The 14,506-nt window shown below is 65.0% G+C and carries 17 protein-coding genes; 4 read left to right on the top strand and 13 right to left on the bottom strand.

Annotated elements, in window-relative coordinates:
• Positions 1-2: 2 nt before the first annotated feature.
• Genes OG326_RS40200 through OG326_RS40155 form a run of 10 tightly spaced genes read right to left on the bottom strand, consistent with a single transcriptional unit; the run spans position 3 to position 9,077 of the window.
• Entirely contained in the window at positions 3-1,181 is a 1,179-nt protein-coding gene (locus OG326_RS40200) for an MlaD family protein (protein WP_327142322.1), read from the bottom strand.
• Complete coding sequence (locus OG326_RS40195) at positions 1,178-2,329, bottom strand: MCE family protein (protein WP_442790885.1); 1,152 nt, start codon at positions 2,327-2,329, stop codon at positions 1,178-1,180. Before OG326_RS40195 ends, OG326_RS40200 begins: the two co-directional genes overlap by 4 nt.
• On the bottom strand, positions 2,326-3,432 hold the full coding sequence (locus OG326_RS40190; protein ID WP_327142320.1) for an MCE family protein: 1,107 nt from the start codon (positions 3,430-3,432) through the stop codon (positions 2,326-2,328). The genes OG326_RS40195 and OG326_RS40190 overlap by 4 nt, the downstream gene beginning before the upstream one ends.
• Positions 3,432-4,457, bottom strand: a complete 1,026-nt coding sequence (locus OG326_RS40185) for an MCE family protein (protein ID WP_327142319.1) — start codon at positions 4,455-4,457, stop codon at positions 3,432-3,434. The genes OG326_RS40190 and OG326_RS40185 overlap by 1 nt, the downstream gene beginning before the upstream one ends.
• Positions 4,457-5,479, bottom strand: coding sequence for an MlaD family protein (locus OG326_RS40180; protein ID WP_327142318.1), 1,023 nt, complete (start codon positions 5,477-5,479; stop codon positions 4,457-4,459). Before OG326_RS40180 ends, OG326_RS40185 begins: the two co-directional genes overlap by 1 nt.
• Positions 5,476-6,903 (bottom strand): MlaD family protein, encoded by a 1,428-nt coding sequence (locus tag OG326_RS40175; RefSeq protein WP_327142317.1) that lies wholly within the window; start codon positions 6,901-6,903, stop codon positions 5,476-5,478. The genes OG326_RS40180 and OG326_RS40175 overlap by 4 nt, the downstream gene beginning before the upstream one ends.
• Positions 6,904-6,909: 6 nt before the next feature.
• Entirely contained in the window at positions 6,910-7,773 is an 864-nt protein-coding gene (locus tag OG326_RS40170; protein WP_327142316.1) for an ABC transporter permease, read from the bottom strand.
• Between the two features lies 1 nt (position 7,774).
• On the bottom strand, positions 7,775-8,656 hold the full coding sequence (locus OG326_RS40165) for an MlaE family ABC transporter permease (RefSeq protein WP_327142315.1): 882 nt from the start codon (positions 8,654-8,656) through the stop codon (positions 7,775-7,777).
• 8 nt (positions 8,657-8,664) lie between these two features.
• Positions 8,665-8,853: a hypothetical protein gene (locus tag OG326_RS40160; RefSeq protein ID WP_327142314.1), complete on the bottom strand. Its 189-nt coding sequence runs from the start codon at positions 8,851-8,853 to the stop codon at positions 8,665-8,667.
• Entirely contained in the window at positions 8,853-9,077 is a 225-nt protein-coding gene (locus OG326_RS40155; RefSeq protein WP_327142313.1) for a hypothetical protein, read from the bottom strand. Before OG326_RS40155 ends, OG326_RS40160 begins: the two co-directional genes overlap by 1 nt.
• Positions 9,078-9,291: 214 nt before the next feature.
• Here OG326_RS40155 and OG326_RS40150 point away from each other — a divergent pair, with 214 nt between their 5' ends.
• Positions 9,292-10,227 (top strand): oxygenase MpaB family protein, encoded by a 936-nt coding sequence (locus OG326_RS40150; RefSeq protein ID WP_442790884.1) that lies wholly within the window; start codon positions 9,292-9,294, stop codon positions 10,225-10,227.
• 104 nt (positions 10,228-10,331) lie between these two features.
• Positions 10,332-10,775: an SRPBCC family protein gene (locus tag OG326_RS40145; RefSeq protein ID WP_327142311.1), complete on the top strand. Its 444-nt coding sequence runs from the start codon at positions 10,332-10,334 to the stop codon at positions 10,773-10,775.
• A gap of 32 nt (positions 10,776-10,807) precedes the next feature.
• Here the strand turns inward: OG326_RS40145 and OG326_RS40140 are convergent, their stop codons facing one another.
• A complete protein-coding gene (locus tag OG326_RS40140; protein ID WP_327142310.1) occupies positions 10,808-11,128 on the bottom strand; it encodes a DMT family transporter in 321 nt (106 codons plus the stop codon).
• Positions 11,129-11,165: 37 nt separating this feature from the next.
• Entirely contained in the window at positions 11,166-11,504 is a 339-nt protein-coding gene (locus tag OG326_RS40135; protein ID WP_327142309.1) for a DMT family transporter, read from the bottom strand.
• Between the two features lie 111 nt (positions 11,505-11,615).
• Here OG326_RS40135 and OG326_RS40130 point away from each other — a divergent pair, with 111 nt between their 5' ends.
• On the top strand, positions 11,616-12,080 hold the full coding sequence (locus tag OG326_RS40130; RefSeq protein ID WP_327142308.1) for a MarR family winged helix-turn-helix transcriptional regulator: 465 nt from the start codon (positions 11,616-11,618) through the stop codon (positions 12,078-12,080).
• 131 nt (positions 12,081-12,211) lie between these two features.
• On the opposite strand, the gene OG326_RS40125 is transcribed toward OG326_RS40130, so the two are convergent.
• A complete protein-coding gene (locus OG326_RS40125; protein ID WP_327142307.1) occupies positions 12,212-12,805 on the bottom strand; it encodes an SACE_7040 family transcriptional regulator in 594 nt (197 codons plus the stop codon).
• A gap of 113 nt (positions 12,806-12,918) precedes the next feature.
• On the opposite strand from OG326_RS40125, the gene OG326_RS40120 reads away from it, so the two are divergent.
• Complete coding sequence (locus OG326_RS40120) at positions 12,919-14,505, top strand: carboxyl transferase domain-containing protein (RefSeq protein WP_327142306.1); 1,587 nt, start codon at positions 12,919-12,921, stop codon at positions 14,503-14,505.
• Position 14,506: the final 1 nt, after the last annotated feature.

The raw sequence follows: 14,506 nt of genomic DNA, 5'->3' as shown, positions 1-14,506 counted from the left end.
TCCTATCGGGTGGGTACGGGCTGGGAGAGTTCATTGCCGGTGACTCCCGGCGGGGCGCTCGCGCCGTTATCGGGCACATCCGGCCGTGGCGCATTGGCCGAGCCGCGGACCTGCAGTGCCGGATTGCTGGTGACGCAGTAGTTGTAGAGCCGCACCCGGGTATCGACCTGCGCGTCGGTGGGAACCACCGGGATGGTGTCGTATTCGCAGGTCGGCCGCGGCCACGGATCGACCAGTGTGTTGTACGCGCCGTCGTGCGCCGGAATGCCCAGCGCCTCCGAGCCCACCCGCAGTGCGGGAAAGAGCGCGGCAATCGCCGGGGCCCGTAGTTTGGCGGCCTTGGTGACGGCCACAAAATTGGTGACCAGATCCGTCATCGGGTCCTGGGTCCGGGACAGGAAGTCGCCGAAGGTATCGAGCTGTCCGGGGCCCTGCTGCAGCAGCGTGCGCAATTCCTGATCGGCCGCGGTCATTTGGTCGAACAGCGCACTGCCCGCCTTGGTGAGTGTGCTCAGATCCGGCTGTGCGTGCTGGGTGGTATCGGCGATGACCTCGAGATTCTCGATGAGCTGCCGGGTCTGCGGCAGCAGATCGGTGAGCCCCGACATGGCCCGGCTGAGCCCGGAGACCATATTGCGCAGGCGATCCGGACCACCGGCCAGCGCCTTGTCGAGCTCGTCGATAATGACGTTCAACCGGTCCGGATTCATGCCGCCGATGAGATTGCTCAGATTCGCGAACACCGACTGGATCTGCACCGGCACAGTGGTTCCGGCGCGCTCCACCACCGAACCGCCGTGCAGATAGGGCCCGGTATCGGAGTCCGGCCGGAAGTCCAGATACTGTTCGCCCGCCGCCGACAGCCGCCCGATGGCCACGGTGCCGCCCACGGGAATCCGTGCCGAATCATCGATCTCGGCAATGGCCGCGACGCCGTCCCCGGAAGCCTCGACCGCGCTGACCTTCCCGACCCGCACACCGCGGAAGTTCACGTCATTGCCGGCCGCGAGGCCGCCGGCGGTGGCGAATTCGACCGTCACATCGTAGGTATGCGGAATCGGGTTGAACCGCAGCACATATCCGCCGATATAGCCGCAGCCCACAATCAGCACCGCGACCAGGCCCAGATTGGCGATGCCAATGCGACGCCGCAGAATCCACTGCCACAGCGGGGAATTCACCGATCACCTCCGGGTGCGGGTGCGGGCGCGGGATCGGGTGCCGCCGCCCCCGGCTGCCCGGGCGGACTGGTGAGCCGCCCGAACACCTTCTCCAGCACCTGCGTCAGACTGCCGATGAACTGCCCGGCATCGCCGAGCTCCGGCCAGCGACTACCGCTGGGATCGCTGAGCGCGCCGATGCTCAAATAGGAGACGGTCGCCGCGACCGCGAGCGTCGGCCCCCGGAAGCTGGCCATGAGCGAGGGATACAGCTTGTCCAGCCCGTCGAGGGTGCCGTTCAGATTGTCGCCCATCTGGGTGAACCCGGACATGAGCGACTGAATGCTGTTGAACAGACTCACGAATTGCGGTCCGGTCGTATCGGAGAAGTCGCCGAGCGCCTGCATGGTGGTGGACACCTTGGTCAGCAGATCCACGATCTTCTGATTGTTCTCGGTGAACAACCCGATCAGCTGCGGAAAGGTATCGGCGGCCTGGCCGAGTTCGGCTTTGCGCCTTGCCAATTCGCCGGTGAGGCTGTTCATGCCGCCGAGCACATTGTCGATATCGCCGGTGCGATTGTTCAATGCCGTGATGACACTGGTCATTTCGGTGATCAGATGCGACAGCTCGGGCGCGCGCCCGGCGAACATGGAGTCCATCTGACTGGTGATCTTCGCCGCCTGATTGATGCCACCGCCATTGAGCAGCAGGGAGATCGACATCATGAGCTGTTCCACCGATGCCCCGGCCGAGGTGTGATCGGCGCCGATGGTCTCGCCCTCGCGCAGTGGCTCCCCGGCATCCGCCGCCGAGGGCAGCGACATGGCCACGAACATATCGCCCAGCGGAGTGGCCTGCCGCAGTTCGGCGGTGGTGCCGTGCGGCAACTGGATGTCCTTGCGAATCAGCATCTGGATATCGGCGATGTAATTGGTCGTCTTGATCTTGGTGACCACGCCGATATCGGTGCCGCCGATTTTCACGTGCGCCCGGTCGGGCAGGTTCAGCGCGTCATCGAAGGTGGCATGAATGGTGTAGCCGGGCCCGCCGATACCGGGCTTGGGCAGCGGCACCTGATCCACGGTGACCGCGCAACTCGTCGCGCCGGTGAGCGCGGCGGTGGTCAGTGCCGCAATAGCGAGCGTTCGCACAGGTCTTCTCGTCATTGCGGATTCGCAATCCCGAGCAGGGCGGCGGTGAGTCCGAAGTCCGGTCCGAAGTCCTCGACCTTGCCGGTGCGGCAGCCATCGGAGCGAATGAGCAGCCGCTGGCAGAAGGTCGAGAGCACCTCACTGTCCAGCACGGATTTGTCCAGCAGCCCGTGCAGGCGCAGTGCCTGATGCTCCCGGCTGGTGGCATTGGAGATGTTCTGGAACAGCAGCGGCGCGACATCGACGATCTCGGTGAGACCCCGTGCGTTGGTGCGCATCTGGCTGGTTATCGCGACGAATCGGGTGAGCGCTCCCGCCAGTTGATCTTTATTGTCGCCGACCAAAGTCGCCGTGTTGGTGACGAAGTCGTCGAGCTGCCGCAGCACCGCCTGCAGGCCCGGCGCCTGCTCACCCATGAGATTCACCAGATCGGTGAGCCGCCCGCTGAAGTCGCGCACCGTCTGATCATTGGAGGCGATGACCTGGGTGACGTCATTGAGTTTGATAATGGTGTTGGAGATCTGGTCCTTGTTCGCGAAGGTCACCTCGAAGGCCGAGGACAGTGCGTCCAGGGTGCCGCGCAGCCGATCGCCATTGCCGTTCAACAGCGGGAAGAGCACTCGGCTGGCCATGGGCCCGGTCTGGTTGTCGCCCTTCAGCGCCGCCCCGAGCTGATCGAAATTCGCCAGAATCCGATCCAGCTCCACCGGAACCCTGGTGCGCTCCCGCGGAATATAGGCATTGTCGCCGAGCGTCGGCCCGTCCCCGGTATAGGCCGGAGCCAGCTCCACGTGCCGATTGGTGATCAACTGCGGATTCACCAGCGCCGCAATGGCATCCGCCGGAATCTTCACACTCCGATCGACCGACATGACCACCTGCACATAACTGCCCTTGGCCGTCACGGATTCGACATCGCCGATCGGAACCCCGAGCACCGAAACCTCATTGCCCGCATAGAGTCCGGCCACATTCTCGAAGTCCGCGGTAATGCGCATGCGATTGCCCAGATACTCCTCGGGCAGCGAGGTCAGACTCGCGGGCAGTAGCGAACAGCCCGATCCGACCGTCGCCACCACGCAGATCGCGGCAAGCTTGGCAATCAGACGTAGTTTCATTATTTGCACCCACTCACGGCCTGCGCGAAGCACAGCCAGTTGTCCGGGAAGATCCAGGGCGCGTACACATCCCCGTACGGGCCGTTGCCGAGCACATTGTTGAACTGCCGCAGGGCGACCGGCATGATCTCGTACAGCCGGTCCAGATTGGCCTTGTTCTTCTCCAAGCCCTGGGACATGGTGTTGAGATTGCCGATGAGCGGCCCCAGCTGGCCGTTGTTCTCCAGGCCCATCTGCTGCAGCAGCTGCGACAGCGACGCCACATTGTCGAGCAGCTGCTTCAGCAGCGTCTGCCGCTGCTGCACCGCCGTACCGATGGCCTCACCGCGAGTCAGTAGCAGCAGCACGCTGTTCTGATTGTCGGCCGCCAGCTGTGACACCGTGTCCATGCCCTTGAGCAGGCTGTCCACCTCGTCCCGGCGATCATTGATGACCTTGGCCAGCGCACCGACGCTGTCGAGCGCCTGTACCGCCAGTTCGGGGGAGCTGCCCATCTGCTGATCGACCACATCCAGCGCCTGCCGCAGCTTCTGCGGGTCGATGCGCTCGATGTGCTCGAACGAGGACTTGTACTGCGGATCCTGAATCACTTTGCCCAGGTTGTAAGGGACACTGGTGTTTTCGAGCCTGATCCGATCGCCGGAGAGCGCTGTTCCCTTGCCCGGTACCAGGTCGACGTGCAGCCGGCCCAGGATGGTGGACATCTTGATCGCCGCCTTGGCATCCGCGGCCAGGTGCACATCGCGGTGCACCTTCAGATCCACCAGCACCTTGCCGTTGTCGAGCGTGACGGCGGTGACCGAGCCGACCTCGATACCGGAGATATCCACCGTCGCACCGGGGCGCAGCCCGGCGGCCTGCGCGAATTCGGCGTGAATCGTCTTGTCGCCCAGGCGCGCCTGGCTGAATGCCGTCGAGCCGATGAGCAGCAGCGCCACGAATCCGGACGCGTACAGCCCGAGTCGCAGAGAGCGATTGCGCAGGAATCCGGGGTACCGGATCGCGGGTAGTCGCAGTCGTTTCATTACCGGCACACCTCCGATTGAGCAGGTCCGCCGATCTGAGAGAACACTCCCGGCGGCAGGGCCACACCCCACAGCGACACGTCCAGGCGGCAGATATACGCATTGCCGTAGGCGCCGTAGCTGCTGAAACGGGCTACCCCATTGAGGAAATCGGGCAATTGCACGGCGGCCCGATCCAGCGACGCGCCATTGGTCAGCAGCAGGGCGATCCCGCTGGTGGCATCGGTCTGCGCCTGTGCCATGCCCGGCTTGACCTGGGCGATAATGCCGACCAGGGAATCCGTCGCGGTGGCAACATGATCCACCGAACTCTTCAGCGATTCACCCTGGGAATACAGCGCCTCGGTCAGCGCTCGGGTCTGGGTGATCAGGGTTTCCAGCTCACCGCTGCGGTGGGCCAGGCCCGAGATCACACTGCTGAGATTGGACACCACATCGCCGAGAATCTGATCGCGCTGCCCGAAGGTGCCCGCCAGCTGTGCGGCCTGGGTGACCAGCGCACTGAGCGAAACCCCATTGCCCTGCAGCGCCTGAATGAGCGTCTCCGACAGCGAGTTGATCTGATCCGGCTGCAGCACACTGAACAGCGGTTCGAACCCCGACAGCAGTGTCGAGACATCGAACGACGGCTCGGTGTGCTCCAGCGGGATCTGCCCGCCCGCCGCGAGCAGCTGCCCGGCATCCTTGCCCGGCATCAGCGCGATATAGCGCTGCCCGATGAGATTCTGATACCTGACCAGCGCCTTCGTCGTGGTGCTCAGATGCTGGTCGTCCTGGATGCGCAGGGCCACCCGGGCGCGGTACTCATCGCCGAATTCGATCGTGTCCACCCGCCCGACCCGCACCCCTGCCATGCGGACGTCGTCACCGACGCGCAGGCCCAGGACATCGGAGAAGACGGCGGAGTAGGTGGCGGTGCTGCCCGGCACGGACCGCTGCAGTGTGGACCAGATGGTGTAGGTCAGCAGCACCGCGACAATGGCGAAGAGGCTGAAGCCCGCCAGGGACTTTCCGGATTTCATGCGGCTCCTCCGGACTCGGACGGCACCAGCGATCCACCGGCCAGGACGGGGCCGAGCAGTAGCAGCTGAGCCGCGGTGGGCCTGCCGCCGACCAGTGCGGCCACGGCGGCGCTGCCCCGCAATCCCGCGGGTTGTGGTGTGGCGGGCAAGGTTTCGTTCAGCGCCGCCGGAGCGGTGATGCCGGGTATGGACGGCAGTCCCGGAATCGCGGGCAGACTCGGCAGTGACAGTCCCGGAATGCTCGGCAACCCGGGGATGCCCGGCGCATTCGCACCCGGCACGGTCACCGGAGCCGGTCCGGCGGCATCGAGATGCTGTGGCAGCAACTGCTGCGGATACTGTTGTGCCGGAGCCACTTCCGGCACCGTGGCACCGCCGCACCGCGGTCCCGCCTGGTCACCGTAGTGCGGGCAATCCTTGGCCGTGTACTGCTGGAACGGCGTGAAGGTCACATCCATCTTCCACACCATCTGCTTCTTGGGACCGAAGCTGAACGCGCCCTGCAATCGCTGCAGCGCGGTATTGAGATTGGCGACCGTATAGGGAATGGCCTGCGGATCCTGGGCCAGTGAGCCGAAGAGCTGATCCAGGCCCGACACCAGGAACTTGCCGGAATCGGGATTGCGGGCGAAGAGCGCATTGACCTGGTCGAGCGTGGCGCCGCCGGTGGTCAGCAGTGCCACCAGATTCGCCCGCTGCTCGGTGAGCGTGCGCGCGGTCGTGACCGATTTCGCCAGCATTCCCACGAGATCCGGTGCGGAGACGCTGAGCGCGGTGGCGGCCCGCCCGAGGTCGCCGAGCAGATTGCCGATACCGGGAATGGCATGGACCTCGGTCATCCAATTGTCGAGCCGCTCGATGGTCGAGCCCGGCACCCGCGACTGCGGATCCAGCGCCGCCGACAGCGTGCCCAGCACCCGTCCGAGCTTCTCCGGCTGAATGTTCTGCAGCACATTGCGCAGCACATTCAGGGTGGTCTGCAATTGGACCGTGCCCTCGCTGGTGTCCTCCGGAATGGTGGCCCCGGCATGCAGGGTCTGCTGGGTGGGCGCGGTATCGACCAGCTCGACGGCGGTGACGCCGAAGATATTGTTGGGGATGACCCGCGCCGCGACATTCGCCGGAATGGTGCCCGCCGCAGCGGGTTTCAGCACCAATCGCGCCTGCTGCCGTTCCCCCTTGGCCATGACCTCGACGGAGTCGACGCGGCCGACCACCATGCCCCGGAACTTCACATCGGCGCGGGCGGGCAGGCCGTCGCCGGTACTGGTGAGCAGTGCGGTGACCGGCACCTTGTCCTCGAAGCGCCCGTTGTAGCGCAGCGTCAGCAGGTACAGCAGCAGGGCCAGCGCGGTCATCATGGCCAGACCGGCCATCGAGAGCTGCCGGGCCGTGGGCCCGCGCCCACTCGGATCGAGCAACATATTCGCCTACCCCGAAATCCGGAAGCCGGGGTCGATGCCCCAGATGGCAAGGGTGAGAAATAGATTCACGAACACCATGACGACGATGACCATCTTGATGGCCCGCCCGGCGGCCACCCCGACACCCTCCGGCCCGCCCGAGGCGATATAGCCGTAGTAGCACTGGATGAACGTCGAGATCATCACGAAGATCATGACTTTGAGCAGTGACCAGAACACGTCCGGACCCAGCAGGAACTGGAAGAAATAGTGGTCGTAGGTGCCCGAGGTGGTGCCGCCCAGGAACAGCACCGACAGCTTGGTCGCCAGATACGCCACCGCCAGGCCCACGCTGTAGAGCGGGATGATGGTGAGCGTCGAGGCGATCATCCGGGTGCTCACCAGATACGGAAGCGGCCGGATGGCAATGGATTCCAGGGCGTCGATCTCCTCGGAGATGCGCATGGCGCCCAGCTGTGCGGTGAACCGGCAGCCGGCCTGAATGGCGAAGGCGAGGGTGGCGATGATGGGCGCCAGTTCGCGCGTGGTGGCGAAGCCGGAGATCGCACCGGTGAGCGGACTCATGGTCAGCAGATTCAGCGCCGTGAACGATTCCATGCCGACGGTGATGCCGGCGAATCCGCACAGCGCCACCACGATGCCGATGGTGCCGCCGCCCACGATGAGCGAACCATTGCCCCAGCCGACATCGGCGGTCAGCCGCAGTACTTCCTTGCGATAGTGCTTGAGCACGAAAGGCATTGCGATCACGGACTGGAAGAACGTGATCGTCTGATGCCCGAGCCGCTGATTCGCCTGGATCGGCGCGGCCAGCGCATTGCTCGCCATGCGTACGGGCCGGAGCGCCGGGGGAGTGTAGGTGCTGCCCATCTCACACCACCTTCGTCGGGAAGAAGGTGTTGTAGAGCTGCGTCAGAATGACATTGGTGGCGAAGAGCATGAGCGCGGAACTGACCACCGCCGAATTCACCGCATTCGCAACGCCTCCGGGGCCGCCGTGCGCGTGTAATCCCGTGTCGCAGGCGATGATTGCCGTCAGCACTCCGAAGATGGCGGCCTTCACCAGCGCGATGACGAGGTCGTTCGCGACCGCGAACGAGGCGAACGATCCGATGAACGAACCCGGAGTTCCCTGCTGCGCATAGACATTGAACATGTAGGCGGTGCCGAAGCCCACGAAGACGATGAACCCGCACAGCAGCATGCTCACCAGCACCGCCGCCAGCAGTCGCGGCGCCACCAGGCGCCGCACCGGATCCACGCCCATCACCATCATGGCGTCGATCTCCTCGCGAATGGTCCGGGAGCCGAGATCGGCGGTAATGGCCGACCCGACCGCACCCGCGATCATGAGCGAGGTGACCAGCGGCGCACCCTGCCGGATGATGCCCAGCCCGGCGACCGCGCCGATGAAGGTGGTCGCACCGACCTGGTTCACCAGCGCGCCCACCTGAATCGAGACCACCACCGCGATGGGAATGGCGACCAGCACGGTCGGTGCGGCCGACACGCTGGTCATGAATGCGCACTGCTTGATGAACTCCCGATACGGAAAGCGCCGCCGGGCAATCGAAACGATCAACTGCACCAGGGCTTCCCGGCCCAGCAGCACCTGCCGGCCGAGGGTCTCCAGTGACTGCTGCGGATGGCGGCGCCAGAGTCCGGCCAGACTCTCGCCGATCCGGGCGAGCTCACCGTGCTCCGGGACCGGTGGCCCGACGCGACTGCGCGGCTCTTCGGTGGTGGTCGACATCGCACCCCTTACGCGAGGTTGTGGAGATGGTGCTGCAGCAGCACCAGCAGAAAGCCCAGGACCGCGACGCCGGCGGCGAACGTGCTGAGCACGGCCGTCCAGAGTGCGAAGCGGAGAACGGGATTCACCTTCATACGCCCACCGAGCACCTTGATTCCCATGACGAGAAGGTCGATGAGCCAGACCAGAATCATCATTACGTCATGCACACATTCGAGAAGGTGAGCACCGGCCAGCACACGATCGATCCCAGGAACGAGACGATCACGGCGATGCCGTGCAGCTGCTTCAGATGCGAGGTGTGCGTGAGCGTCCAGATGACGCCGACGAGCCCGTAGGGGATGCCGAGCAGGATGAGCGTTCCGAGGAACTCGGAGACCTTCATCTCGTAGCTCAAGATGCGATCGAGCCGTTGCAGCATGCGCGCAGATTCCTTCCTTGACCGCAGCCCATCGGTTCGAGTGACGGGTCGCAACGGCGTATGTTACCCATCATTCTTCTGTATGCGGAAGGTTTCCGTAAACTGGATTCATCCTTCATGGGCAGCATGTTTGTGGCGGAAAATGGCTATTGACCAAGCCTCGGGCTGGTTCTAAGTTATGGATCATTCAGCCATTCGGTGCGAAAGGACTGACATGACATCGGCGGCAGCGCAGCCCTTCGAGTCGTTTCCGCATGACGGGAGGTCGTTTCCCGGGGGTGCGGGATTGACGACCGAGCAGACCCGCGTGCACATCCCCGGAGTTCATCGCTCGCAGACCAAGCGCCCGCCCGCGCTGGCGGACGCCCTCGACTTCTGGCAATTCGCGGGCGCGGCGGCGAATGTCGCCATGCAGATGACCCGCCCCGGTGTCGGCCACGGCGTCGCCGAGAGCCGGGTGGAATCCGGCGCGCTCATGGTGCATCCCTGGAAACGCCTGCGCACCACGGCGTCCTATCTCGCGGTCGCCATCCTGGGCACGCCGCAGGAGCGGGTGGCCTTCCGGGAGGCGGTGAATGTGGCGCACCGCCAGGTGAAGTCGGAGCCCGGCGCGGCCGTGAAGTACAACGCCTTCGACCGCAATCTGCAGCTGTGGGTGGCGGCGTGCCTGTATGTCGGCTTCGAGGACTCCTATCAGCTGCTGAACGGCAGAATGAGTCCGGAGCAGGCCGAGGACTTCTACCGCACGTCCGCCCCGCTGGGTACGACGCTGCAGGTCACCGAGGAGATGTGGCCCGCAACCCGCGCCGAATTCGGCGAGTACTGGAACCTGGCCGTCGAGCAGTCCGTCGTCGATGAGAAGGTGCGCGCCTATGTCGAGGACCTGCTGCATCTGCGAATGATCCACTGGTATCTGCGATTGCTCTTCGGCGGTCTGCTGCGCTTCCTCACCGCCGGCTTCCTGGCGCCGCACTTCCGCGACATGATGGGCGTCGAGTGGACCGCGACCGATCAGCGCCGCTTCGAAAACCTGTTCCTCTTCGTCGGTTTCGTCAATCGATTCATACCCAGGTTCATTCGCACCGCGGGCACCCGTTCGATGATGGCGGACGTGCGCCATCGGCTGCGAAAGCACAAGGCGCTCATTTGATTCGGCGCTCACCGTTACTACACTGTGGCGTGTTTATTTCGCCGCCCGACCGTAGGATCTCGTAGGCTGCCCGGAGGTTCGGGCGAGATCAGAACGGAGCCGGCATGCGCACGGTCGATGTTGAGCGCACCATCCGAGCACCCCTGCCCGATGTCTTCGATTGGCTCACCGACGCGACCAATTACCAGCGGGTTCCGCTGGTGCGCCGGGTCACCCTGGTGCGTCCCGGTGATACCGCCGGCCACGGCAAGGGCGCGGTCCGGCTGATAGTCACGCCGCTCATCCGGCTCACCGAGGAGATCGTCGAGTACACGCCGAACGAGCTCATGCGCTATCGGCTGTTGAAATCCGTTCCGCCGCTGCGGCATCAGGAGGGATTCATCTCCTTCAAGCAGGTGGCGCGCGGCACGCGGGTGCGCTGGTTCTCGACCTTCGAGATCGCCTCGCCGGTACTGCCGGGGTTGTGCACGTATATGTTTCTGCCCGCGATTCATCAGGGCTTCCTCATGGTGCTGCGCACCGCGGAGCGTGAACTCCGCGGTGCGTGAGCGGGATTCGGTTATCCGCCCGAGGCGATCGGCTATCCGCCCGAGGCAATGCGCAGGGTGATCGCGCCCGCGATGATGGCCGCGAACGAGATCAGCTTCGGCACGGTGATCTTCTCCTTGTAGATCAGCGCGCCGAGCACGACCGTGCCGATCGATCCGATCCCGGTCCAGACCGTGTACCCCACACCGACATCCAGCGTCCGCAACGCCAGACTCAACATGAATATCCCGCCCGCCGCGGCCAGCAGGGTGAACACCGACGGCCACAGGCGGGTGAACCCCTTGGTGGCATTGGTTCCCAGTGCGAACGCGATTTCGAATACGGCGGCGATGAGCAGATAACCCCAAGCCATGACGGCACTCCTTGGAAGCTGTTGTGTTGAAGGGGAATCAGGCGGCGCTCGACGTGGCGAGCTTGTCGGCGACCTTGAGGCCGAGCACGCCGCCGATGATCAGCACGAAGGCCGCCACCTTCGCGGGCGTCACCGCCTCGTGGAAGACGATCGACCCGAGGATGACCGTGCCCACGGAACCGATCCCGGTCCATACGGTGTAGCCGACACCCACATCGAGCGATTTCAGCGCCAGGCTCAGGAAGAAGATCCCGCCCGCCGCGGCCAGCGCGGTCAGCACCGAGGGTCCGAGCACCGTGAAACCCTGTGTCGCATTGGTGCCCAAGGCGAATACCACCTCGAACACCGAAGCGATCAGCAAATAAACCCATGCCATGGGAGACTCCTGATCAAGTAGTTGCATGTATATGCAAGTTCTTTGTAGCAAGAAGCATGCATGTACAAGTAAACTCATGTCAACCCCCGCCCGGAGGAATCGAGGAGTCCCATGCCATCCCGTGTCAGCCCCACCGCAGTGGCCGGCGATCCGCAGATGTGGAACCGCATGCTCACCCTGCACGCCCACGTCGAAACCCGCCTGACCGCCGCGCTGCAGCGCAGCCACGGCCTGGGTCTTTCCGAATACCGGGCCCTCGTCTTCCTCGACGAGGCCCCCGACAACGAACTCCGCATGCAGGACCTGGCCGCGAAACTGGGTCTCAACCAAAGCTCGGTCACCCGCCTCGTCATGCGCCTCAATGCCGCCGACCTCACCTACCGAGACCTCTGCCCCGATGACAAACGCGGCGTCTACACCGTCCTCACCGACGCCGGTCGCACCCGCTACCAGCAGGCGAGCCCCAGCTACGAGGAAACCCTCACCGCAGCCCTCGCCGAAGCGGCGGAATCCGACCCCACAGTCGCCGCAATCCTCGCCACCGCTCGCAAATCCACAGCCGCCCAACAGAATTGAACGCCACCCCCGTCATCCCGGCGCGCTTTTGGCCGGGATCCACACCCTTGAGACTTGCGCGGCCTGAGTGGATCCCGGCCAAACCATGCCGGGATGACGAGGGTGGGCATGCCGGGATGACGGGGACGCGGTCAGCCGAGGGCGGCTAAAGCCATGCGGCGCAGGACCGGGCGGGCGCGGGTGGCCGTTGCGGCGGGGGCGCTGTGGGGGGTGGAGTTGATCAGGCCGAAGGTGGCGTGGGCTTGGACTCGGGCGGTGGCCTCTGGGAGGGCGGGGTAGAGGTCGCGGAGGACGGCTACCCAGACTTCTACGTACTGGCGCTGGGTGCGGCGGACTTGGCGGCGGGCCGAGTCGGGGAGGTTTTCCAGGTCGCGGTCCTGGATGCGAATGAGTTCGGGCTCGCCCAGGGCGAAGTCGAGGTGGAAGTCGATGAGGGCATCGAGCGCTCGGGCGGGCGTGGGGGCCTCGGCTGCCACCGCTCGGCCGCCGTCGAGCAGCCGCTGACTGATGCCCACCAGCAGCTCGACCAAGAGCGCTTCCTTATTGGGGAAGTGGCGGTAGACCGCCGGGCCGCTGATGCCCGCGGCCGCACCCAGGTCATCGAGACGCATCCCCAGGAAACCGCGATCGGCGATGAGCCGCGCTCCCGCATCCAGCAACTGCTGCCTGCGCTGCGCTTTGAGCTGTTCGCGCCGCGTCGGGGCGACGGTGTCGCTGCTGGTCACCGTGGTCTCCCTTCCTCGGTCCTGGACAACTCGGTTAGTGCAGATTATCTTAAATTCCAGTTATTGGTGATTAACCGAATGGGCCGGATGGCCCGCGCGGAGAGGCGGAGCGAATGACGGTCACCGAGGAGGTACGCACCGGCAATCGGGCCGCGCACCGCGCGCTGGTCGAGGAGCTGCGCGACCGTCTGGCGGTGAGCGCGCTGGGCGGACCGGAGAAGGCGCGTGAGCGTCATCTGGCCCGCGGCAAGCTGCTGCCACGTCAGCGGGTGGATCAACTGCTCGATCCGGGCTCGCCCTTCCTGGAGCTCTCGCCCCTGGCGGCCACCGGTCTGTACGGGGACGAATGCCCGGGCGCGGGCGTAATCGGCGGCATCGGCCGGGTGTCCGGCCGGGAATGCGTGATCATTGCCAATGACGCCACGGTCAAGGGCGGCACCTACTACCCGATGACCGTCAAGAAGCATCTGCGGGCGCAGGAGGTGGCGCTGCAGAACAATCTGCCGTGCATCTACCTGGTCGACTCCGGCGGCGCCTTCCTGCCCAAGCAGGACGAGGTCTTCCCGGACCGCGAGCACTTCGGCCGCATCTTCTACAACCAGGCGAATATGAGCGCCAAGGGGATTGCGCAGATCTCCGCCGTCATGGGCTCCTGCACCGCGGGCGGCGCGTACGTCCCCGCCATGAGTGATGAGACGATCATCGTCCGCAATCAGGGCACCATCTTCCTGGGCGGTCCGCCGCTGGTGAAGGCAGCCACCGGCGAGGTGGTCACGGCCGAGGATCTGGGCGGCGGCGAATTGCACGCCCGCACTTCGGGTGTGGTCGACCACCTGGCCGAGAGCGATCAGGACGCCCTGCGCATCGTGCGCACGATCATCGCCACCCTCGGCCCGAAGACGCCGACCCCGTGGGAGGTCCGGCCGACGGTGGATGCCATCGCCGATCAGGACGAGCTGTACGACATTGTGCCCGTTGACCTTCGGACGCCCTACGACGTGCGCGATGTCATCACCCGCATGGTCGACGGCGGCGAATTCCAGGAATTCAAGGCCGAATACGGCCGCACCCTGGTCACCGGCTTCGCCCATATCCACGGCCACCCGGTCGGCATCGTGGCCAATAACGGCGTGCTGTTCAGCGAATCCGCCATGAAGGGCGCGCATTTCATCGAACTGTGCGACAAGCGCAAGATCCCGCTGCTGTTCCTGCAGAACATCACCGGCTTCATGGTCGGCCGCGATTACGAGGCGGGCGGCATCGCCAAGCACGGCGCGAAAATGGTCACCGCGGTGGCCTGCGCCCGGGTGCCCAAGCTGACCGTGGTCATCGGCGGCTCCTACGGCGCGGGCAACTACTCCATGTGCGGGCGCGCGTATTCGCCGCGCTTCCTGTGGATGTGGCCCAATGCCCGCATCTCCGTCATGGGTGGTGAGCAGGCGGCGTCCGTGCTGGCGACGGTGCGAGGCGATCAGCTCGACAGCACCGGCAAGCCCTGGTCGCCCGAGGATCAGGAGGCCTTCAAGGCTCCCATTCGCGACCAGTACGAGGCGCAGGGCAATCCCTACTATTCGACGGCGCGGCTCTGGGACGATGGCGTCATCGACCCGGCCGATACCAGAACAGTTGTCGGACTGGCTCTTTCGGCGTGCGCGCAGGCGCCGCTGGAGCCGGTCTCCTACGGCGTCTTCCGGATGTGAT

The organism is Nocardia sp. NBC_01327 (genome assembly GCF_035958815.1).
Taxonomy (GTDB): Bacteria; Actinomycetota; Actinomycetes; order Mycobacteriales; family Mycobacteriaceae; genus Nocardia.
This window is presented reverse-complemented; position numbering and strand designations above follow the sequence as displayed.

Coding starts and splice junctions, on each gene's coding strand:
- OG326_RS40185 (WP_327142319.1), bottom strand. CDS start 4,457: ATGAAACGACTGCGACTACCCGCGATCCGGTACCCCGGATTCCTGCGC.
- OG326_RS40140 (WP_327142310.1), bottom strand. CDS start 11,128: ATGGCTTGGGGTTATCTGCTCATCGCCGCCGTATTCGAAATCGCGTTC.
- OG326_RS40180 (WP_327142318.1), bottom strand. CDS start 5,479: ATGAAATCCGGAAAGTCCCTGGCGGGCTTCAGCCTCTTCGCCATTGTC.
- OG326_RS40175 (WP_327142317.1), bottom strand. CDS start 6,903: ATGTTGCTCGATCCGAGTGGGCGCGGGCCCACGGCCCGGCAGCTCTCG.
- OG326_RS40190 (WP_327142320.1), bottom strand. CDS start 3,432: ATGAAACTACGTCTGATTGCCAAGCTTGCCGCGATCTGCGTGGTGGCG.
- OG326_RS40150 (WP_442790884.1), top strand. CDS start 9,292: ATGACATCGGCGGCAGCGCAGCCCTTCGAGTCGTTTCCGCATGACGGG.
- OG326_RS40135 (WP_327142309.1), bottom strand. CDS start 11,504: ATGGCATGGGTTTATTTGCTGATCGCTTCGGTGTTCGAGGTGGTATTC.
- OG326_RS40160 (WP_327142314.1), bottom strand. CDS start 8,853: ATGATGATTCTGGTCTGGCTCATCGACCTTCTCGTCATGGGAATCAAG.
- OG326_RS40145 (WP_327142311.1), top strand. CDS start 10,332: ATGCGCACGGTCGATGTTGAGCGCACCATCCGAGCACCCCTGCCCGAT.
- OG326_RS40165 (WP_327142315.1), bottom strand. CDS start 8,656: ATGTCGACCACCACCGAAGAGCCGCGCAGTCGCGTCGGGCCACCGGTC.
- OG326_RS40155 (WP_327142313.1), bottom strand. CDS start 9,077: ATGCTGCAACGGCTCGATCGCATCTTGAGCTACGAGATGAAGGTCTCC.
- OG326_RS40130 (WP_327142308.1), top strand. CDS start 11,616: ATGCCATCCCGTGTCAGCCCCACCGCAGTGGCCGGCGATCCGCAGATG.
- OG326_RS40170 (WP_327142316.1), bottom strand. CDS start 7,773: ATGGGCAGCACCTACACTCCCCCGGCGCTCCGGCCCGTACGCATGGCG.
- OG326_RS40195 (WP_442790885.1), bottom strand. CDS start 2,329: ATGACGAGAAGACCTGTGCGAACGCTCGCTATTGCGGCACTGACCACC.
- OG326_RS40120 (WP_327142306.1), top strand. CDS start 12,919: ATGACGGTCACCGAGGAGGTACGCACCGGCAATCGGGCCGCGCACCGC.